The 16,585-nt window shown below is 70.6% G+C and carries 16 protein-coding genes and 1 pseudogene; 7 read left to right on the forward strand and 10 right to left on the reverse strand.

The window, feature by feature from the left end:
- The first annotated feature begins 18 nt into the window (after window positions 1–18).
- Together ACWGKJ_RS23540 and ACWGKJ_RS23545 are read left to right on the forward strand one after the other, a co-directional pair.
- Window positions 19–375: a hypothetical protein gene (locus ACWGKJ_RS23540; RefSeq protein WP_385032167.1), complete on the forward strand. Its 357-nt coding sequence runs from the start codon at window positions 19–21 to the stop codon at window positions 373–375.
- On the forward strand, window positions 362–1,222 hold the full coding sequence (locus ACWGKJ_RS23545; RefSeq protein WP_385032164.1) for a hypothetical protein: 861 nt from the start codon (window positions 362–364) through the stop codon (window positions 1,220–1,222). Before ACWGKJ_RS23540 ends, ACWGKJ_RS23545 begins: the two co-directional genes overlap by 14 nt.
- A gap of 577 nt (window positions 1,223–1,799) precedes the next feature.
- Here the strand turns inward: ACWGKJ_RS23545 and ACWGKJ_RS23550 are convergent.
- A complete protein-coding gene (locus ACWGKJ_RS23550; protein WP_385031546.1) occupies window positions 1,800–2,432 on the reverse strand; it encodes an MBL fold metallo-hydrolase in 633 nt (210 codons plus the stop codon).
- A gap of 97 nt (window positions 2,433–2,529) precedes the next feature.
- Between ACWGKJ_RS23550 and ACWGKJ_RS23555 the strand changes: the two genes are divergently transcribed.
- Both ACWGKJ_RS23555 and ACWGKJ_RS23560 read left to right on the forward strand, forming a co-directional pair.
- Complete coding sequence (locus tag ACWGKJ_RS23555) at window positions 2,530–3,024, forward strand: MarR family winged helix-turn-helix transcriptional regulator (protein WP_385031549.1); 495 nt, start codon at window positions 2,530–2,532, stop codon at window positions 3,022–3,024.
- A gap of 155 nt (window positions 3,025–3,179) precedes the next feature.
- Window positions 3,180–4,049: a Bax inhibitor-1/YccA family protein gene (locus ACWGKJ_RS23560; protein ID WP_385031552.1), complete on the forward strand. Its 870-nt coding sequence runs from the start codon at window positions 3,180–3,182 to the stop codon at window positions 4,047–4,049.
- A 170-nt stretch (window positions 4,050–4,219) separates the two neighbouring features.
- On the opposite strand, the gene ACWGKJ_RS23565 is transcribed toward ACWGKJ_RS23560, so the two are convergent.
- Complete coding sequence (locus ACWGKJ_RS23565) at window positions 4,220–4,450, reverse strand: DUF4287 domain-containing protein (RefSeq protein ID WP_385031555.1); 231 nt, start codon at window positions 4,448–4,450, stop codon at window positions 4,220–4,222.
- Window positions 4,451–4,575: 125 nt separating this feature from the next.
- Here ACWGKJ_RS23565 and ACWGKJ_RS23570 point away from each other — a divergent pair, with 125 nt between their 5' ends.
- Complete coding sequence (locus ACWGKJ_RS23570) at window positions 4,576–4,893, forward strand: hypothetical protein (RefSeq protein ID WP_385031558.1); 318 nt, start codon at window positions 4,576–4,578, stop codon at window positions 4,891–4,893.
- A gap of 70 nt (window positions 4,894–4,963) precedes the next feature.
- Here the strand turns inward: ACWGKJ_RS23570 and ACWGKJ_RS23575 are convergent, their stop codons facing one another.
- The 3 genes and pseudogenes from ACWGKJ_RS23575 to ACWGKJ_RS23585 form a co-directional block, all read right to left on the reverse strand.
- Complete coding sequence (locus ACWGKJ_RS23575) at window positions 4,964–5,794, reverse strand: hypothetical protein (RefSeq protein WP_385031563.1); 831 nt, start codon at window positions 5,792–5,794, stop codon at window positions 4,964–4,966.
- Between the two features lie 422 nt (window positions 5,795–6,216).
- Window positions 6,217–7,437, reverse strand: a complete 1,221-nt coding sequence (locus tag ACWGKJ_RS23580; protein WP_385031561.1) for an acetyl-CoA C-acetyltransferase — start codon at window positions 7,435–7,437, stop codon at window positions 6,217–6,219.
- Window positions 7,438–8,087: 650 nt separating this feature from the next.
- Window positions 8,088–9,053 (reverse strand): annotated as a pseudogene (locus tag ACWGKJ_RS23585) (SGNH/GDSL hydrolase family protein); the annotation flags it as partial.
- A 180-nt stretch (window positions 9,054–9,233) separates the two neighbouring features.
- Between ACWGKJ_RS23585 and ACWGKJ_RS23590 the strand changes: the two are divergent.
- Window positions 9,234–10,625, forward strand: a complete 1,392-nt coding sequence (locus tag ACWGKJ_RS23590) for a cystathionine beta-synthase (protein ID WP_385027969.1) — start codon at window positions 9,234–9,236, stop codon at window positions 10,623–10,625.
- 178 nt (window positions 10,626–10,803) lie between these two features.
- Here ACWGKJ_RS23590 and ACWGKJ_RS23595 read toward each other — a convergent pair whose 3' ends face one another.
- Window positions 10,804–11,370, reverse strand: coding sequence for a TetR/AcrR family transcriptional regulator (locus ACWGKJ_RS23595; RefSeq protein ID WP_385027871.1), 567 nt, complete (start codon window positions 11,368–11,370; stop codon window positions 10,804–10,806).
- Between the two features lie 146 nt (window positions 11,371–11,516).
- Here ACWGKJ_RS23595 and ACWGKJ_RS23600 point away from each other — a divergent pair, with 146 nt between their 5' ends.
- Complete coding sequence (locus tag ACWGKJ_RS23600) at window positions 11,517–12,416, forward strand: SDR family oxidoreductase (RefSeq protein WP_385027875.1); 900 nt, start codon at window positions 11,517–11,519, stop codon at window positions 12,414–12,416.
- 475 nt (window positions 12,417–12,891) lie between these two features.
- Here ACWGKJ_RS23600 and ACWGKJ_RS23605 read toward each other — a convergent pair whose 3' ends face one another.
- From ACWGKJ_RS23605 to ACWGKJ_RS23620, 4 genes are all read right to left on the reverse strand, one after another.
- Entirely contained in the window at window positions 12,892–13,335 is a 444-nt protein-coding gene (locus ACWGKJ_RS23605) for a hypothetical protein (protein WP_385027878.1), read from the reverse strand.
- Between the two features lie 100 nt (window positions 13,336–13,435).
- Window positions 13,436–14,857, reverse strand: a complete 1,422-nt coding sequence (locus ACWGKJ_RS23610) for a purine-cytosine permease family protein (RefSeq protein WP_385027880.1) — start codon at window positions 14,855–14,857, stop codon at window positions 13,436–13,438.
- Window positions 14,858–14,988: 131 nt separating this feature from the next.
- A complete protein-coding gene (locus tag ACWGKJ_RS23615; RefSeq protein ID WP_385027883.1) occupies window positions 14,989–15,492 on the reverse strand; it encodes a cysteine dioxygenase in 504 nt (167 codons plus the stop codon).
- Window positions 15,489–16,493 carry an amidohydrolase gene (locus tag ACWGKJ_RS23620; RefSeq protein WP_453315808.1) on the reverse strand — a complete coding sequence of 335 codons (1,005 nt, stop codon included), beginning with the start codon at window positions 16,491–16,493 and terminating at the stop codon, window positions 15,489–15,491. The genes ACWGKJ_RS23615 and ACWGKJ_RS23620 overlap by 4 nt, the downstream gene beginning before the upstream one ends.
- Window positions 16,494–16,585 lie beyond the last annotated feature (92 nt).

Genomic DNA, 16,585 nt, shown 5'->3' on the forward strand with positions numbered 1-16,585 from the left:
GACACGGAGGTCCTCGCCATGCCCCCATCCGTGCTGTCCGCTGTCCAGACCGCCATCGCCTGCACCCTCGTGGCCTGGATGATCACCGGCTTCACCTCCCTGCCCGGCCGCTGGCTTCGCTGGAAGATGTTCTGCCGGGCCACCTTCACGATCGTCTCGCTCACCGGCACCGCCAAGGACGGCCGCACCGAGCCGGTGAACGTCTACGACCACCTCTCGCCCGGCTCCTTCATCCTCGGACCACCCCAGCTCCAGGCGATCCTCGATCACCTCACCCGCAGTGGCCACTACGAACGGATCGACGGCACCGGCCGCGTCCTGACAGGCCGAGGCGAACAACGCGTGGAGGTGAGGGACAGCCGTGTGGTTCTTTGAGGCCATCGCCTCCGGATTCCAGCACCCGACCGATCCCGGACGCATCCAGTGGTTCCGCATCCTCTTCGGCACGGTCCTCACCGCCCGGTACGCCCTCTCCTTCGGGCAGGGCGGCTGGGACCGCTTTGCTCCCGGCTCGCTCAGCCTCCACCTCGCCGAAGAGCGCTTCGGCTCCCGCCGGGCCCACCTCCTTGCCGGTGTCTACCGGCCCGCGCTGATCATCCGCACGATCGCCGCCCTCACCCTGGCCGCCGGGCTCGTATTACCACGCCTGTCGCTGCTGATCGTCCTGACCGGCGCCGCCATGGAACTGCTCTACCTCAGGAGTCCCAACGCGGTGCGTTACACCCTGCTGACCGGCACCTGCCTCCTGCTCGCCGGGGACCTCGGCCACGGCCTGACCATCGAGCACGATCCGAGCACGGCCAACACCTGGGCCCAGTGCCTGATCGTGCTGATCACCACCGACATCTACTGGAACAGCGCCTGGCAGAAACTCCGCTCTCCCCAGTTCCGCAGCGGCCTCTACCTCGCCCAGTGGATCCACACCTACACCCAGGTCCGTGACCAGTTGCCCCACCGCCGGTTCCAGTACGCCGTCCCCGGCCTGATCCGCCGACACATGGGAAACCTCACCCATCGGGACGTCTGTCTCTGGCGTACGGTCGCGGCCACCGCCATCGCAGCGGAGATCGCACTGCCACCCGCGCTCCTCATCCCGCAGACGATGCCGTACGCCGTCGCAGTCGGCATCGCCATGCACGCGGCCTTCACCTGCCTCAAACCACGCCAACTCGTCACTTTCTCCGGCCTCACCGCCGGTACCTACCTCGCCTTCACCTCCTGACGGAGCGGGATGTGGCGATGGCTCGTTTGACTGCCAGGCCAGGGCATGACCTCTGGCAATAATCGGTGAAGGCCACAGGGACACCCGCTCGGTCTCGTCACGGAGCCTGAGGAACATGTTTTGGCCACTGACACGGCAGCCGGGTTCGTCAGCTTCTGGGGGGGGCAGTATGCACGCTGTGCTCCCGGGGCTGGTTGGCCGGAGTGGCCAGGCGCTATGTCGCTCGTATATGTGCCGAGTGCCGAGAGTGCTCCGCTCCCGTGCGCCCATGGGCGCACGGGGCCCAGCTGTCCCCGGCTCATCCGGGCCGGAACCCCTTCGACCGGGGGCATTTCCCGAAGCCAGAGCGTCATCGCAGGTCAGAGGGCGGGGCGATTCCGGTTCAAGTCCGGTTCCGGGCACTCCCGCCGGACGCCGGGCGCGGCCGGCGGAAGGTGCCGACGCGGGCACGTCGCCGGGAACCTCGTGCCGTCGAGCAGAGTACGTGTCCGGATTTCCTTGCCCGTGACCGATTGCCGTGGTGCAACCGGCCCGGAAACGCGGGGCGTTGGCCCGGCCCCCCTCCCGGATCCCCGGATCAGAGCTCGGTGGATGCGCCCGGGGCGAGAATCTCCAGCGGGATGCCGGTCAGTCCGTCCTCGCCGAGGAACATGGCGGCCGAACTCTGGCCCAGCTCGCTGAGCATCAGCTCGTGGATCTGGATGCTGCGGCCGGGGCGCACGGCTTGCACGAAGTCGGCGGCCTCGCCGAACTTCGTCCACGGGCCGCTGGTCGGCAGCAGCAGCGTCTCGACGGGGGCCTCGGGCACGGAGTAGGAGTCGCCGGGGTGGAAGACGCGGCCCTCCACCAGGAACCCGACGTTCTGCCCCTGCGGGATCTTCTCGTGGATGAGCGCGTGCTGCTCGCCGTGCACGGTCACCTGGAAGCCCGCGACGTCGATCCGGTCGCCGGCCGACACGGCGACAGCCTGCGCACCCAGCTTCGCCGCCGCCTCGGCGGTGGTGTGGACCGTGAGGCCGGGGCGCCTGGCCAGCTCCGCCCTGAGTGCGGCCTCGTCGAAGTGGTCGAAGTGCTCGTGGGTGACGAGGATCGCGTCGGCGTCGGCGATCAGCTCAGCCGCGTTCGGTGTGAAGGTGCCCGGGTCGATCAGCAGGGTGCGGTCGCCGTCGGTGAGGGTGACACAGGCGTGGGCGTGCTTGGTGAGGCGCATGGGATTCCTCTCTCTGTTCTCTGTACTCAATCTCTGCATCTGATCTCTGCACTGATCTCTGCAACGAAACTGTACAGCCACATTGTATATTTTCCGGATGGACCTTGATGACGAAGACATCGCCGAGGAGCTGCGGCGCTCGATCGGGCGGTTCGTGCGCGCCGTCCGTGCCCGCGCCGACACGGTGCCGCCGATGCAGGCCACGGCGCTGGGGACGCTCGACCGCGAGGGCCCGCAGACCATCGCCGGTCTGGCCGCCGCACACGGGGTGAAGCACCAGAGCATGAGCCGTACGGTCATCGAGCTGGAGGCGCTCGGTCTGGTCAGCCGCTCCCGTAACCAGCGCGACGGGCGCTCCTTCCTCATCGCGATCACTCCGGCGGGCGCCGAGGCCCTCGACGGTGACCGGCGCACCCGCCGTCGCTGGGTGGCGGACACCATCGCGGAGCGGCTGACCGCCGACGAGAGACGCACCCTGCTCGCCGTCCCGGACCTGCTCGACCGTCTCTCGGGCGCTGCCGAGCGGCCGGAACGACCCCGGCCGGGGTCGGTGGGGGCCCATGCCAGGGAAGCCGGTCCGGATCGGCCGTGAGGTGCCCGCGCCGGGGATGACCACGGTCCGGCCCGCATCGAAGGCACCGAAGGCACCGAAAGCACCGAAAGATCCTTCCCAGGCACTACGTCCTTCTCTTTGCTCTCCCATTACTCTGGTCCCGAGGCCACGCACCGTGGCCACTGAGGAGTGAGATGAGGAGCAGCAACCCGGTCTTCTCGCGACGGGGCTTCAGCCGCGACAACGGCTACGCGGGGTTCAACGCGGCGCCGCAGGCCGGGGGCCCAGCGGTAGGGACCAACCCGTACGCGCAGAACCCGTCAGGCCAGAACCCGTACGCCGCCAACCCGTACGTGACCGACCCCGACGGCCCCCAGGCGCCCGCCCGCGCCGGCGCGATGACGATGGACGACGTCGTCACGCGTACGGCCGTCACGCTCGGCACGGTCGTGGTCGGCGCGGCTCTGGCCTGGGTGCTGCTGCCGGTCTCGTCGACCAGTTACGGACTGGCCTTCGGCTCCGCGCTGGTGGCCTTCGTCCTGGCGATGGTGCAGTCCTTCAAGCGGACACCGGCGCCCGCGCTGATCCTCGGTTACGCGTTCTTCGAGGGCATCTTCCTCGGCGTGATCAGCGAGATGTACAACAGCCAGTGGTCGGGTGCGCCCTTCCAGGCGGTGCTGGGCACGATGGCGGTGTCGGCCGCGAGCCTGGTGGCGTACAAGCAGCGCTGGATCCGGGTCACCGCGCGGTACGCCTGGATCGGCATGATCATCGCCATGGCCTTCCTCATGGTGATGGTGGTCAATCTGCTGCTGGTCGCCTTCGGTGTCGCCGGTGACGGCGGACTGCGCGACTTCGGGCCGCTCGGCGCGCTCGTCGGGGTGCTGGCGATCCTGATCGGCTGCTTCTTCCTGACGCTGGACTTCAAGCAGATCGAGGACGGCATCACCTACGGCGCTCCGCGCGAGGAGTCATGGCTCGCGGCCTTCGGGCTGACCATGTCGCTCGTCTGGATCTACCTGGAGATGCTGCGGCTGGTCGCGATCTTCAGCGGTAACGACTAGATCGGTAACGACTGGATCCAGAGCGGCCATCGGCCGACAGTGAGGGGCCCGTCCGGACGTTCTCGTTCCGGGCGGGCCCCTTCGGCTTCACTGGACCGGTGTTCACTGGACCGGCGTTCACTGGATCGGATGAGCGGCTCTGTGGTGCCGGGTGAGTTCCCGGAGGGCTGCTACAGCAGGCGCCGTGCGGCTCGTCTCAGGTCGTACTCGTGGATGATCGCCTTGGCATGGCCGTAGGCGAGGTGGTGTTCGGTCCTGAGCCAGCTGACCTTCTCGTCGAAGCGGACGAGGGTGGGGCCTTCGTCGACGGCGCGCAGCCAGTCGGACACTTCACGGCCCGTGCACTCGGGGATGCGGGAGAGCATGTTGCGATGGGTCTCTTCGGAGAAGACTTGGGACATCGGCGCCTCCGGAGGCATTGCGCTGAGTCGGCCTTGCTGAGTCGGCCTTACTGGTGCCTTCCCTGCACCGTGCCTCAGCATCGGCCCGTTGGCAACAGTCCGGGGCGGGCGCGTAGGGTCGCGGCGTGCTCGATACGACCCCTCTCACCGCCGCCGCCGACCGCTTCGCCGACCGGCTGCGCTCCGCACCGCAGAGCCGGCTCCAGCGGGGTGCCGCCGCCGTCGGGCTCGCGCTGGCCAGGGAACTGTCGTCGCGTGCCCAGCGCCTGGAGTCTCCGGACTCCGCCGTGCGGACCATGCCGGATGCCGGGATGTTCGCGGTGGCCGACCAACTCGCCGTCGCCGCACACGACTTGGCCGAGGAGCTGCGAACGGCCCCGTCCGTCGAGCTGGACGAGGCCGTGAAGTCGGTGGAGTCGGCGGAGGCCGGATCGGGGCTGTGAGGGGCGCGAGCGGTGCGACCCGGGGGGCGTGAGATACGCAAGTCCCGTGCGGGCGCGCCCCGGTGGTGCGTTACAGCGACGCTATGACGCGGTCCGCGAGGATGTAGACGTTCTCCTCGCCGCAGGTGAAGGTCAGCGCGTACGCACCGGAGATGCCGGAACCGCCCAGCAGGACCGGGTTGTCGCCCGCGCGCAGGGCCTCGGAGAGCCGCTCGGCGGTCTCGCGGTGGCCCGGGGTCATGCAGAGCGTGGTGCCGTCCGTGAAGACGTACACATCGAGCGTCCCGAGCGGGCCGGGACGGACGTCGGAGAGCGCGGTGCGGGTCTCGGCCAGCTCTTCGAGGCGGGTCACCATGCGCTCGTGCTCGGTCACCACCGGGGTCTGCACCGGGACGAAGTCGGGGTGCGAGGGGTGCCTGCGGCGGGCCGCGGCCAGTTCGGCGCTGTCCGGCGCGTACTCCTCGGCGCCCGGCTCCTCGTCCGCTTCGGCGCTCTGCTCGACGGCCGACTCCAGCTCAGGACCGAAGCCGGTCTCGAAGGCCGGGTCCATGCCGGTGAAATCGGTCTGGCGCGGCAGGAAGAACGCGGCGTCGTCCCCGAGGCCGGTCAGACCGCCGAGGAGGGACGGGGCGTCCGCCGCGTCGCGGGACTCCTGGGCGGCCCAGAAGGCGCGCGCCTCGGCCAGCTCGCGTTCGCGCTCCTCGGCCAGTGCTTCGGCGACGGCCGCGCGTATCTCGTCCGCCGGGGTCTCCTCGCGGGCTGCCGGTATGGCCGCGCCCCGGGCGTTGCCGCCGGAGGCGCCCGCGAGGTCGTCGCGGAGCGCGGCGATCTGGCGGCGCAGGCCGTGTGCGGCATGCAGGGACGCAGCGCCGACGGCCGTGGCGGCGGCCGTCGTCAGCAGCAGGGCAATCGACAAAGTGCTCACTGACTTACTCCCGGATTCAATCGTTCCCCGACTTCCTACATCAGCTTGTCGTGAGAGCGCGCCCCCCGGCAGTGCATTACGTCATGAATTGGACAGGTCTTTGGGCCCTGGTTTTCCCTCTGAGGCTGCTGTGACCTGCGGGAATCAAGTGACCCCGGGAGATAGGTCACATCCTGGGGGAGATTCGGTCACGACTGGGCGGCGAGAGGCGTGAGTGGCGGTGAGTTGTGACAGTGCCGTCATCAACCATGCCTCTGGGTAGCGGAGTTGCGAGCGCCCCGACCCCTCCGGCAGGAGGGATCGGGGCGCATGGTTCGACGCGGTGTCACTGGTTGACCACGCTGTGTATCGCAGGGGCGGCCTGCGCCGCGCGGCCGGATTCAGCTCTGCGCCAGGGGTCAGCTGAGGCGCTCGATGACCATCGCCATACCCTGACCGCCGCCCACGCACATCGTCTCCAGGCCGAACTGCTTGTCGTGGAACTGGAGGCTGTTGATCAGCGTGCCGGTGATGCGCGCGCCGGTCATGCCGAAGGGGTGGCCGACGGCGATCGCCCCGCCGTTCACATTCACCTTGTCCAGGTCGAGGCCCAGGTCGCGGTAGGACGGGATGACCTGGGCCGCGAACGCCTCGTTCAGTTCGGCCAGGTCGATGTCGCCGATCGTCAGGCCGGCCCGCTTCAGCGCCTGCTTCGACGCCTCGACGGGGCCGTACCCCATGATCTCGGGGGAGAGGCCGGTGACACCGGTCGAGACGATCCGGGCCAGCGGGGTCAGACCCAGCTCGCGCGCCTTGGTGTCGCTCATGATCACCAGAGCCGCCGCGCCGTCGTTGAGGGGGCAGCAGTTGCCCGCGGTGACGCGGCCGTCGGGGCGGAAGACCGGCTTCAGCCCCTGGACGCCTTCGAGCGTCACGCCCGCGCGCGGGCCGTCGTCCGCGGAGACGACAGTGCCGTCGGGGAGCGTTACGGGGGTGATCTCGCGGGCCCAGAAGCCGTTCTTGATCGCTTCCTCGGCGAGGTTCTGCGACCGTACGCCGAACTCGTCCATGTCCTGGCGGGTGATGCCCTTGAGCCCTGCCAGGTTCTCGGCGGTCTGGCCCATCGCGATGTACGCGTCGGGGACCAGGCCGTCCTCGCGGGGGTCGTGCCAGGAGGCGCCCTCGCTCTTGGCGACGGCCTCGGTGCGCGCCTCGGCCTCGGCGAAGAGCGGGTTGTGCGTGTCGGGCAGGCTGTCGGAGTTGCCCTTCACGAAGCGCGAGACCATCTCGACACCGGCCGAGATGAAGACGTCGCCCTCGCCCGCCTTGATGGCGTGCAGTGCCATCCGCGAGGTCTGGAGCGACGACGAGCAGTAGCGGGTGACCGTACAGCCGGGGAGGTGGTCCATCCCCATGGCCACGGCGACGATACGTCCCAGGTTGTTGCCCTGCTCGCCGCCGGGCAGCCCGCAGCCCAGCATCAGATCGTCGATGTCCCGGGGATCCAGCTCGGGGACCTTGGCGAGCGCGGCCTGGATGATGGTGGCGGTGAGGTCGTCGGCGCGCAGGTCCTTCAGCGATCCCTTGAAAGCGCGGCCGATGGGGGAGCGGGCGGTTGAGACGATCACGGCTTCGGGCATCACGGCTCCATGGGGCTGAGGCGGGGACAGCGGGCTGATCGGGCGGCGGTGCTGATCGGGCGGTGGTGCGGGTCGGGCGGTGGTGCGGGTCGGGCGGTGGTGCGGGTCGGGCGGTGGTGCGGGTCGGGCGGTGGTGCGGGTCGGGCGGTGGTGCGGGTCGGGCGGCGGTGCGGGTCGGGCGGCAGCGCTGCCGGGGTGGCAGTGCTTGACGCTGCGCTGCTGACGGGACGGCCGTACGGGTCGGGGGCAGGGCTGATTGGAAGTTACCCGTACGTACCGCCGAGGTCACCGGGGTCGGTGTGTGATGCGGGCCTCTTTTCTAAGCGACCGCTCAGGATGGTGGCGCCTGGGGCTGCGCGGACCGTTCAGGACGGCGGCGCCGGGGGCTGCGCGACCCCCGGCTCCCGGTCCTGCCCTGCGGCAGGACCGGAGCCGGGTTGGGGAGCGGCCGGCGGGTGCGCCCCGGTGGGGCGGTTCCCGGTGGGCTGCCGCCCGTGCTCTCGCTCCTCGGGAGGCGCGGGAGCATCCGTGGTCTCAGCCGTCGCAGCCGCCCCGGTCACCCCAGCTGTCCCCGTAGCCCCAGCTGTTCCAGGAGCCTCCGCGATCTCGGCCGCCTCGGCACTCCCGGCGGCCTCAGCAGTCCCGGCCGCCTCCGCCGTCTCGGGAAGCCGCCGCCTCCTGCGGTGTTTCAGCAGGGCCCAGGGTGCGCGGGCGCCCGTGACCTCGGTGCCCGCCTCCGAAGCCGCGGCCGACGCGGCCTTGGCCACCGGCAGCATGTCCTCGTCGCGGGTGGCGTCCAGGTGGTCGGTCTCCGGCCACAGACCGAGTACGGCGCAGAGCGTGGGCAGTACCGCCATCGCGGCCGTCGCGTACCCCTCGGCCGAGGGGTGGTAGTTGTCCGGGCCGAAGAGCTCGCGGGGGTTCGCCGCGAACTCCGGGCCCAGCATCTCGCCCAGCGACACCGTACGGCCGCCCTGTTCGACCACCCCGATCGTCTGGGCCGCCGCCAGCTGCCGGGAGACCCGCCGGGCCAGCCACCGCAGCGGCTGGTAGACCGGCTCGACCGTGCCCAGGTCGGGGCAGGTCCCGACGACGACCTCGGCCCCCGCCGTACGCAGCCTGCGGACCGATGTCGCGAGATGGCGTACGGACTGGGTGGCCGGCATCCGGTGGGTCACGTCATTCGCACCGATCATGATCACGCAGACCTCGGGCAGCTTCCCGGGGTCGCCGAGCACCAGCCCGACCTGCCGGTCCAGGTCGTCCGACATCGCACCCGGCAGCGCGACGTTCCGCAGGTCCACCGGCCGCTCCGCCACCGCGGCGAGCCCCGATGCGAGCAGCGCTGCCGGGGTCTGGCCCGCCCGGTGCACGCCCTGGCCCGCCGCTGTCGAGTCGCCGAGCATGGCCAGCCGTAACGGCTCCAGATGCCCCGTACGGCCCGCGAACGCCAGTCCGTACCGCCCGTCCGCGCTCGGTGCCTGAGGGGCCCGTCCGCCGCCCACGGAACGTTTCGCCAGCTGGACCTCGGCCAGCAGCACTCCCACCGCGGCCGCTCCGACCAGCCCGATGCTCCCGCCGCCGTATGCCGCGCCCGCGGCGATCCGTCGCGCCACCCTCGCCCTCGACACTGCCGCCTCCTCCATAGCCGTACTCGTGCGTCGTGCTCGTGCGCCGTACCCGAGCGCTGTGCTGCTGCGCCGTGCCCCTGCGCCGGACTCGTGCGCCGTGCTCGCACCACCTAATTGCCCGCAGACCTGTGCTGCCCAATCTTGTCCAATACGCTGACCGCCATGGTGCAATTCCACGACTCGATGATCAGCCTCGTCGGCAACACCCCGCTGGTGAGGCTCAACAATGTGACCGCAGGGATCAGGGCGACCGTCCTGGCCAAGGTCGAATACTTCAATCCGGGCGGTTCTGTGAAGGACCGTATCGCCGTCCGCATGATCGAGGCGGCGGAGCAGAGCGGCGAGCTGGTGCCCGGCGGCACGATCGTCGAGCCGACCAGTGGCAACACCGGCGTCGGGCTGGCGATCGTGGCCCAGCAGAAGGGCTACAAGTGCATCTTCGTCTGCCCGGACAAGGTGTCCACGGACAAGATCAACGTACTGCGGGCCTACGGCGCCGATGTCGTCGTCTGCCCCACGGCAGTGGACCCCGACCACCCCGACTCGTACTACAACGTCTCCGACCGGCTGGTCCGCGAGACGCCGGGCGCGTGGAAGCCCGACCAGTACAGCAACCCGAACAACCCGCGCTCGCACTACGAGACCACCGGGCCCGAGCTGTGGGAGCAGACGGAGGGGCGGATCACCCACTTCGTCGCGGGTGTCGGCACGGGCGGCACGATCAGCGGGACCGGCCGGTACCTCAAGGACGTGTCCGACGGACGGGTCAGGGTCATCGGCGCCGACCCGGAGGGCTCCGTGTACTCGGGGGGCTCGGGGCGGCCCTATCTGGTCGAGGGCGTCGGTGAGGACTTCTGGCCGACCGCGTACGACCGGACGGTGACCGACGACATCGTCGCCGTGTCCGACAAGGACTCGTTCCAGATGACCCGCAGGCTCGCCAAGGAGGAGGGCCTGCTGGTCGGCGGCTCCTGCGGGATGGCGGTCGTGGCGGCGCTGCGGGTGGCCGAGGGGCTCGGGCCCGACGACATCGTGGTCGTGCTGCTGCCGGACAGCGGGCGCGGCTATCTCTCGAAGATCTTCAACGACGAGTGGATGAACGACTACGGCTTCCTGGAGCAGCCCGGCACCGAGCCCCGTGTCGCCGATGTACTGCTCGGCAAGGAGGACGGCATCCCCCATCTGGTGCACATGCACCCGGAGGAGACCGTCGGCGACGCGATCGACGTGCTGCGCGAGTACGGCGTCTCCCAGATGCCCATCGTGAAGCCGGGCGCCGGCCACCCGGACGTGATGGCCGCCGAGGTCATCGGTTCGGTGGTGGAGCGCGAGCTGCTCGACGCGCTGTTCACTCAGCGGGCCTCCTTGGGTGACGCGCTGGAGAAGCACATGTCCTCGCCGCTTCCGCTGGTCGGCTCGGGCGAGCCGGTCGCCGATCTGATGGCCGTTCTGGGCAAGGCGGACGCGGCGATCGTGCTGGTCGAGGGGAAGCCGACGGGCGTGGTCAGCCGTCAGGACCTGCTGTCGTATCTGGCCCGCACGGCCCGGACCGCTTAGGGGCGCAGGGCAGGGGGGCGGCGGACCACTGGGGTCGTACGGTTCGCGCCCCCGGGGATTCGTGCCCCAGTGGCCCCGGGGGTGCGGGCGGCGTGGGACCCGCGCGCGGGGGAGAGCCCCGGGGCCCCGCGCGCGGGGCTCGGCCTCGCCGTCCGGTGCGTGGTCCGGTGCGTGGGGTTCAGGCTCCGGCGGTCACGGCCTTGAGCTCGGTGAGCGCCTCCCCGATGAGCTGCGACAGATCCCGTTCGCCGCTGTCGCCGATCCAGCTCTGGAACGCGACCCGGAAGACGGCGACCCCCGCCTCGGCCGCCAGGCTCGCGGTCGGCTCCCCGGCACCGCGCTGCCGCAGCGCCTCGGCCAGCGCCGACGCGAGTGAGGCCAGCTTGATCAGCTCGCGCTCCCGCAGCTCCGGATTCGCGGCGATGACGGTCTGACGACGCCTGGCCTGCTCGCGGCGCTCATGGAAATAGCCGCCCAGCGGTTCCAGCGCCACCGCTACCGCGTCGATCGGCGCCGCCGACGCGGGGGCTTCGGTGAGGTGGCCGACGAGCAGATCCTGCAGTACTTCCGAGCCCCCGAACAGCACCTCACGCTTGTCGGCGAAGTGCCGGAAGAACGTGCGCTCGGTGAGCCCGGCCCGCTTGGCGATCTCCGCCACCGTGGTCTGTTCGTACCCTCGCTCGACATAGAGCTCCAGCGCGGCCTGCGCCAGCCGGTCCCTCCCGTTCGGCTCCCATCGACTCATGCCGCAGATCCTACGCGATGACAGTGACTGCCGTCAGATGTTACGGTGACGACGACAGTCACTGACATCAATGGCGTCGGCCGTCCGGGTGCAGCTCCTGAACCCTGAACCCCGAACCGGGACGCCGGAAATCCGGAGGTTCTCCCATGCGTGTCTTCGTCACCGGAGCGTCGGGCTTCATCGGCTCGGCCGTCGTCGCCGAACTCATCGGCGCCGGACACCAGGTCACCGGGCTCGCCAGGTCGGACGCCTCGGCCGCCGCGCTCACCGCGATGGGGGCCGGGGTGCACCGCGGCGACCTCGGTGACACGGACAGCCTGCACGCCGGGGCTGCCGCGTCGGACGGGGCGATCCACCTCGCGTTCATCCATGACTTCTCGCAGCACGAGAACGCTGTACGTGTCGATCTGCGCGCCATCGAGACGCTGGGCGCCGCGCTGGAGGGATCGGGCCGCCCGCTGGTCATCGCATCCGGCACGCTCGGGCTTCCGGCCCTGGGCCGGGTGGCGACGGAGAAGGACATGCCCGCACCGGACTCACCCCGGACGGCCGCGGCGGATGCGGCGCTCTCCCTGTCCTCGCGCGGTGTCCGCTCGTCCGTCGTACGTCTTGCCCCCTCGGTGCACGGGGAGGGGGACCACGGCTTCGTACCGGTGCTGATCGCCACCGCACGGGAGAAGGGCGTCTCCGGGTATGTGGGGGACGGGTCCAACGAGTGGCCGGCGGTGCACCGGCTCGACGCCGCACGGCTCTTCCGGCTGGCTCTGGAGAAGGCCCCGGCGGGCTCCGTGCTGCACGGGACCGGCGAGGAGGGCGTGCCGGTCCGCACCATCGCCGAGGTGGTCGGCCGCCATCTCGGGCTTCCGGTGGCCTCCGTCGCCCCCGGGGACGCGGCCGGGCACTTCGGCTGGCTGGGCGGTGCTCTCGGGGCCGGTGTCCCGACGTCGAGCAGCCTGACGCGTGAACTGCTGGGCTGGCAGCCCGAGCACCCCGGACTCGTGGCGGACCTCGAAGAGGGGCACTACTTCGGCGTCCGGACCGCCTGACGGTCTTTCCGGCGTCCGGCCGCGGTCAGGGTTCGCCCAAGTGGTACACGGGTGACACGCCCGCGCAGCACCGGCTTAACACGGCTGCGGCAGATTGGTGGATGCCGGAGGGGAGACCCCCGGCACCACGAACGGCGTCACGGACCTCCGGAGCGGCTCCCGGCCTCCAGGACGCCATGGACGCGGCAACCCGGCCCTGACCCGGACCCGCGTCCCTCGCGGGGACCGTCGTCGTCCCGCCCCCCGGTCCGCCGGGGGTGCGACGGCCCCCGCGATTCTCCCCGTGGTCGCGTGGTCCCCGGTGATTTCCCGGGTTGTCTCGCGTGGCCCCCCGCGGCCCCACGATCCTGCGACCTGTGGTCCCTGCCCCCGATTCCCCCGACCTCCTGGCACGGCGGCAGGGCGTACGCGGGACCGGCGCCGCCAGTCAGCCCCCGCCAGCCAGCCCCCCCGTCAGCCGGCCCCCCCGGCGACCTCACCCCTCCCAGTCGGATCCCGACGAGGACGGCGACGGCTTCGAGCGGCTGCGCAGATGCCGGAACAGGCCGCCGTCCCGGGCGGCGTGGACCGTATTGACGCCCACGATCCCCAGCCAGGTGACGATCAGCCCCGGCAGCTCCGCGTTGATCACCGCGATCGCCGACAGCGGGACGGCCAGGATCATCGTGACGATCCCGAACCCGAACCGTTCGCCGAAGCCGCTCTCGGGCTGCTGCGGGCGGCTGCTGCCCCGGGCGACGACCATCTGCTGCTCGGCCATCTGCCGGCGCACCCGGCGGTCCACCGTGCCGTCGAGCCGCTGCTCGACCTTCTCCAGGAACGATTCGACCAGGGCCGAGTCGTAATCCTCGCCCAGTTCCCTGCGGGCGTGCAGGGCGGCGTCGAGTTCCTTCTTCAACTCCTGGTCGCTGGCTTCCATGGTGTCCACGGTATGAATCCGGGGCCGGGGAGGCAGTGGTGCTAACCCCCCAATCCGCAGGGGTACTTCCACCCCCCCAGGATCCGTACCGCGTACCGCCCTACGGGGAAGGCACCCGCTCCGGTACGGGGTCGGCGGCCGGGGCCAGGATGGTGGCCTCCGGGATGTGCGCGGTGTTGCGCCGCGCCAGCACCCAGTACACCGCCGCCGGGACCACGAGCCCCACGATCCAGGAGATGTCCGCGCCGCCGAGGTGGCTGACCAGCGGGCCGGTGTAGAAGGACGTGGCGAGGAAGGGGAACTGGGCGACCAGGCCGATTCCGTAGACCAGCAGGGCGTCCCAGCGCCAGGCGCCGTAGCGGCCCTTCGGGTCGGAGAGGGCCGGGATGTCGTAGCGCTCGCGGGAGACCAGGTAGTAGTCGACCAGGTTGATCGCCGACCACGGTGTGAAGAAGGCCAGCAGGAAGAGCAGGAAGTCCTTGAAGGAGTCGAGGAAGCTGTCCTTGCCCGCCAGCGCCACCACCGTGCCGGCCACCATGATGACCAGGATGTAGAGGGAGCGGCCGCGCGGGGTGAGGGTCTTCTGGCCGCGGAAGCCGCTGATGCTCGTCACCATCGACATGAAGCCGCCGTACGTGTTGAGCACGTTGATCGTGAGCTTGCCCAGCGCGATGACGAAGTAGAGGAGCGAGGCCATCAGACCGGTGCCGCCCAGGCCCACCACATAGCCGACCTGGCTGTTCAGGAAGGCGTCGCCCGCGGTCGCCGCCACCAGGACGCCGAAGGTCATCGACCACTGCGAGCCGAGTGTCGTACCGCCGAGCGTCCACCAGAACGTGGCGCGGCCACTGGTCGTACGGGGCAGATAGCGCGAGTAGTCCGCCACATACGGGCCGAACGCCAGCTGCCAGGAGGCCGAGAGCGAGATCGCGAGCAGGAACAGCGGGAACGAGAAGCTGTGGTCGTGCAGGACCGTTCCCAGGTCGATGCGGTCGAGCAGCCGGATCCCGAGGTAGATGAAGGCGATGGCGCAGATGATGCTCGCCACCCGGCCCAGAGTGTGGATCACCCGGTAGCCGATGGTGGCCACGGCGGCGGTGATCACCGCGAAGACGACGATCCCGGTGGTGTCCCCGAGGTGGGTCAGCTTGCCCACCGCCTGGCCCGCCAGGACCGTACCGCTGGCGAAGAACCCGACGTACATCAGGATCACCAGGGCCAGCGGCACCACCGCGCCCTTGACGCCGAACTGCGCCCGGGACGAGATCATCTGGGGCAGCCCGAGCCGTGGGCCCTGCGCCGAGTGGAGGGCCATCACCGCCCCGCCCAGCAGATTGCCGAGCAGCAGCCCGACGATCGACCAGAGCGCGCCGCCGCCGAAGACCACGGCGAGCGCCCCGGTCACGACGGCGGTGATGTGCAGATTCGCGCCCACCCAGAGGGTGAACTGGGAGAAGGCGCTGCCATGGCGCTCCTCGTCGGGGACGACATCGATCGACCGCTGTTCCACCAGGCCTGCCACCGGACGGCCTCCCTCTCACCACTGCGTTGCCCACGCGGGCCGGTAGGTGTGCCGACCGCGATGTATCGATCTATGCAGAGTGTGTCGTGATGAATGGAAGGTCAATAGGTCCAGGTCAATTAGCTGCTTCTTCAGGCCGCCGAACTGTCCATTGGGCGTAGTTCGTCCGCATATGAGACGGAAATTCGACGCATCAGACCGTCGTCGCTGATGTCGTACTGGCCGAGCCGCCAGAGCGGCGGCGAGTACGCGTGGATCGAGACCGCGTCATCGGTCGCCCCGGTCAGCCGGTGGATGTGGTCGGGGCCGAAGCAGAAGGAGGTGCCGGCGCCGACGGCCGTCGCGAGGTGCTGGCCGCCGATGCGCGGGTTCGACTCGGTCAGTACGCCCTGGATCACCCGGACCGCACCCGACGAGATGTCGTGGTCGTGCCAGCCGGTGTCGTTCTGCCGGGTCCAGCAGAGCAGCCAGATGTCGACGTACTCGTCACGGTGCAGTGAGGCGTAGTGCCGCTCGGTGTCCGAGAAGGCGACCTCGGAGCGCCACAGCTCGGGGCGGGTGGCCAGGTCGTCCACCAGGGACTGGAGTTCACGCTTGTCGAGGGCGCGGTCGGGCAGTGCGGCGTCGTAGGTCACGGGGTTGCTCCGTTCAGGAGGCGGGCGGGGTTGGTCGCGCGCAGCGCGTGGAGGGCGGCTTCGGCGCCGAGGTCGGGGGTTACGGGACCGGGGGGTGCGGTGCGTGGCGGCTTGTTGGAAGGGTGGTGGTGGGTGGCGGGATCGAGAGGTGTGGCGCGCAGCGCCTCGTTGGGAGGGTGGTGGTGGGTGGCGGGGCGGGCGTACGGGCGGTCGCTGCCGTTCACGACTCCGTCGATGCCGACCACCCGGACCAGGCTGTCCACGGCCCGGGTGCCGTACGAGGAGGTCTCGTAGAAGACGTCGCGGTCGACCGCGCCCCGGCCGCCGCCCCGGGCCGCGAGCCGCTCGCCGTGCAGCGGGGCGAGGCCCGCCAGGGCGGCGAAACAGACCCGCAGCCCGGGGTGGCGCGGTCGGCCGAACGCGCGGAAGGCGAACCAGGACGCGTGCAACTGCTGGACGTACGGCACCAGCGCCGGCCACCACGGCGGGGTGCCGGGGCCGCCTGGCGGCGCCGCGCCCGGGTGGACGAAGAGCGGCCGGCCCGCGCGGCTGAGGGCGTCGAGCAGTGGTGTGCAGTGCGCCCAGCCCGCCTCGTCCTGGAGCGCGGTCGCGGGCAGCTGGAGACCCACGCACCCCCGGTCCAGGGCGCGGGCCAGCACTTCCGGGTCCGGTGCGACGAGCCCGGCCGACGCCCATACGCCGAAGGGTGCCGGAAGGGCCAGGGCGCCGTCGTGGAAGGCGGCGAGCAGCGGGTCCGCCTCGGCGGGCGGCAGGTACTCGATGCCGAGCGGACTGGAGAGCGAGACGAGCGCGAGGCCGAGCCCGTCGGCACGGGCCAGTGCGGTGCGGGCCGCGATGTCGTGATCGGCCGGATCGACCTCGTACGGCGGCTCGCCTCGCAGATGGAGGGTCCAGCCGTCCAGGTACGGGGCGGTGGTCCGGGCGCGCAGCAGGGCGGTGAAGGCCGGTGGCCAGAGGTGCTGGTGGACGTCTACGTGCAAGGCCGACCTCGGGTCGAAGGGAAGTGAAGGGAAGTGAAGCGGTTAACTGATGCGCTTAAGTGAAGCGGTTAACCCCTTGCGGCGTCAAGATG

It is taken from the genome of Streptomyces sp. NPDC054757 (assembly GCF_053612185.1).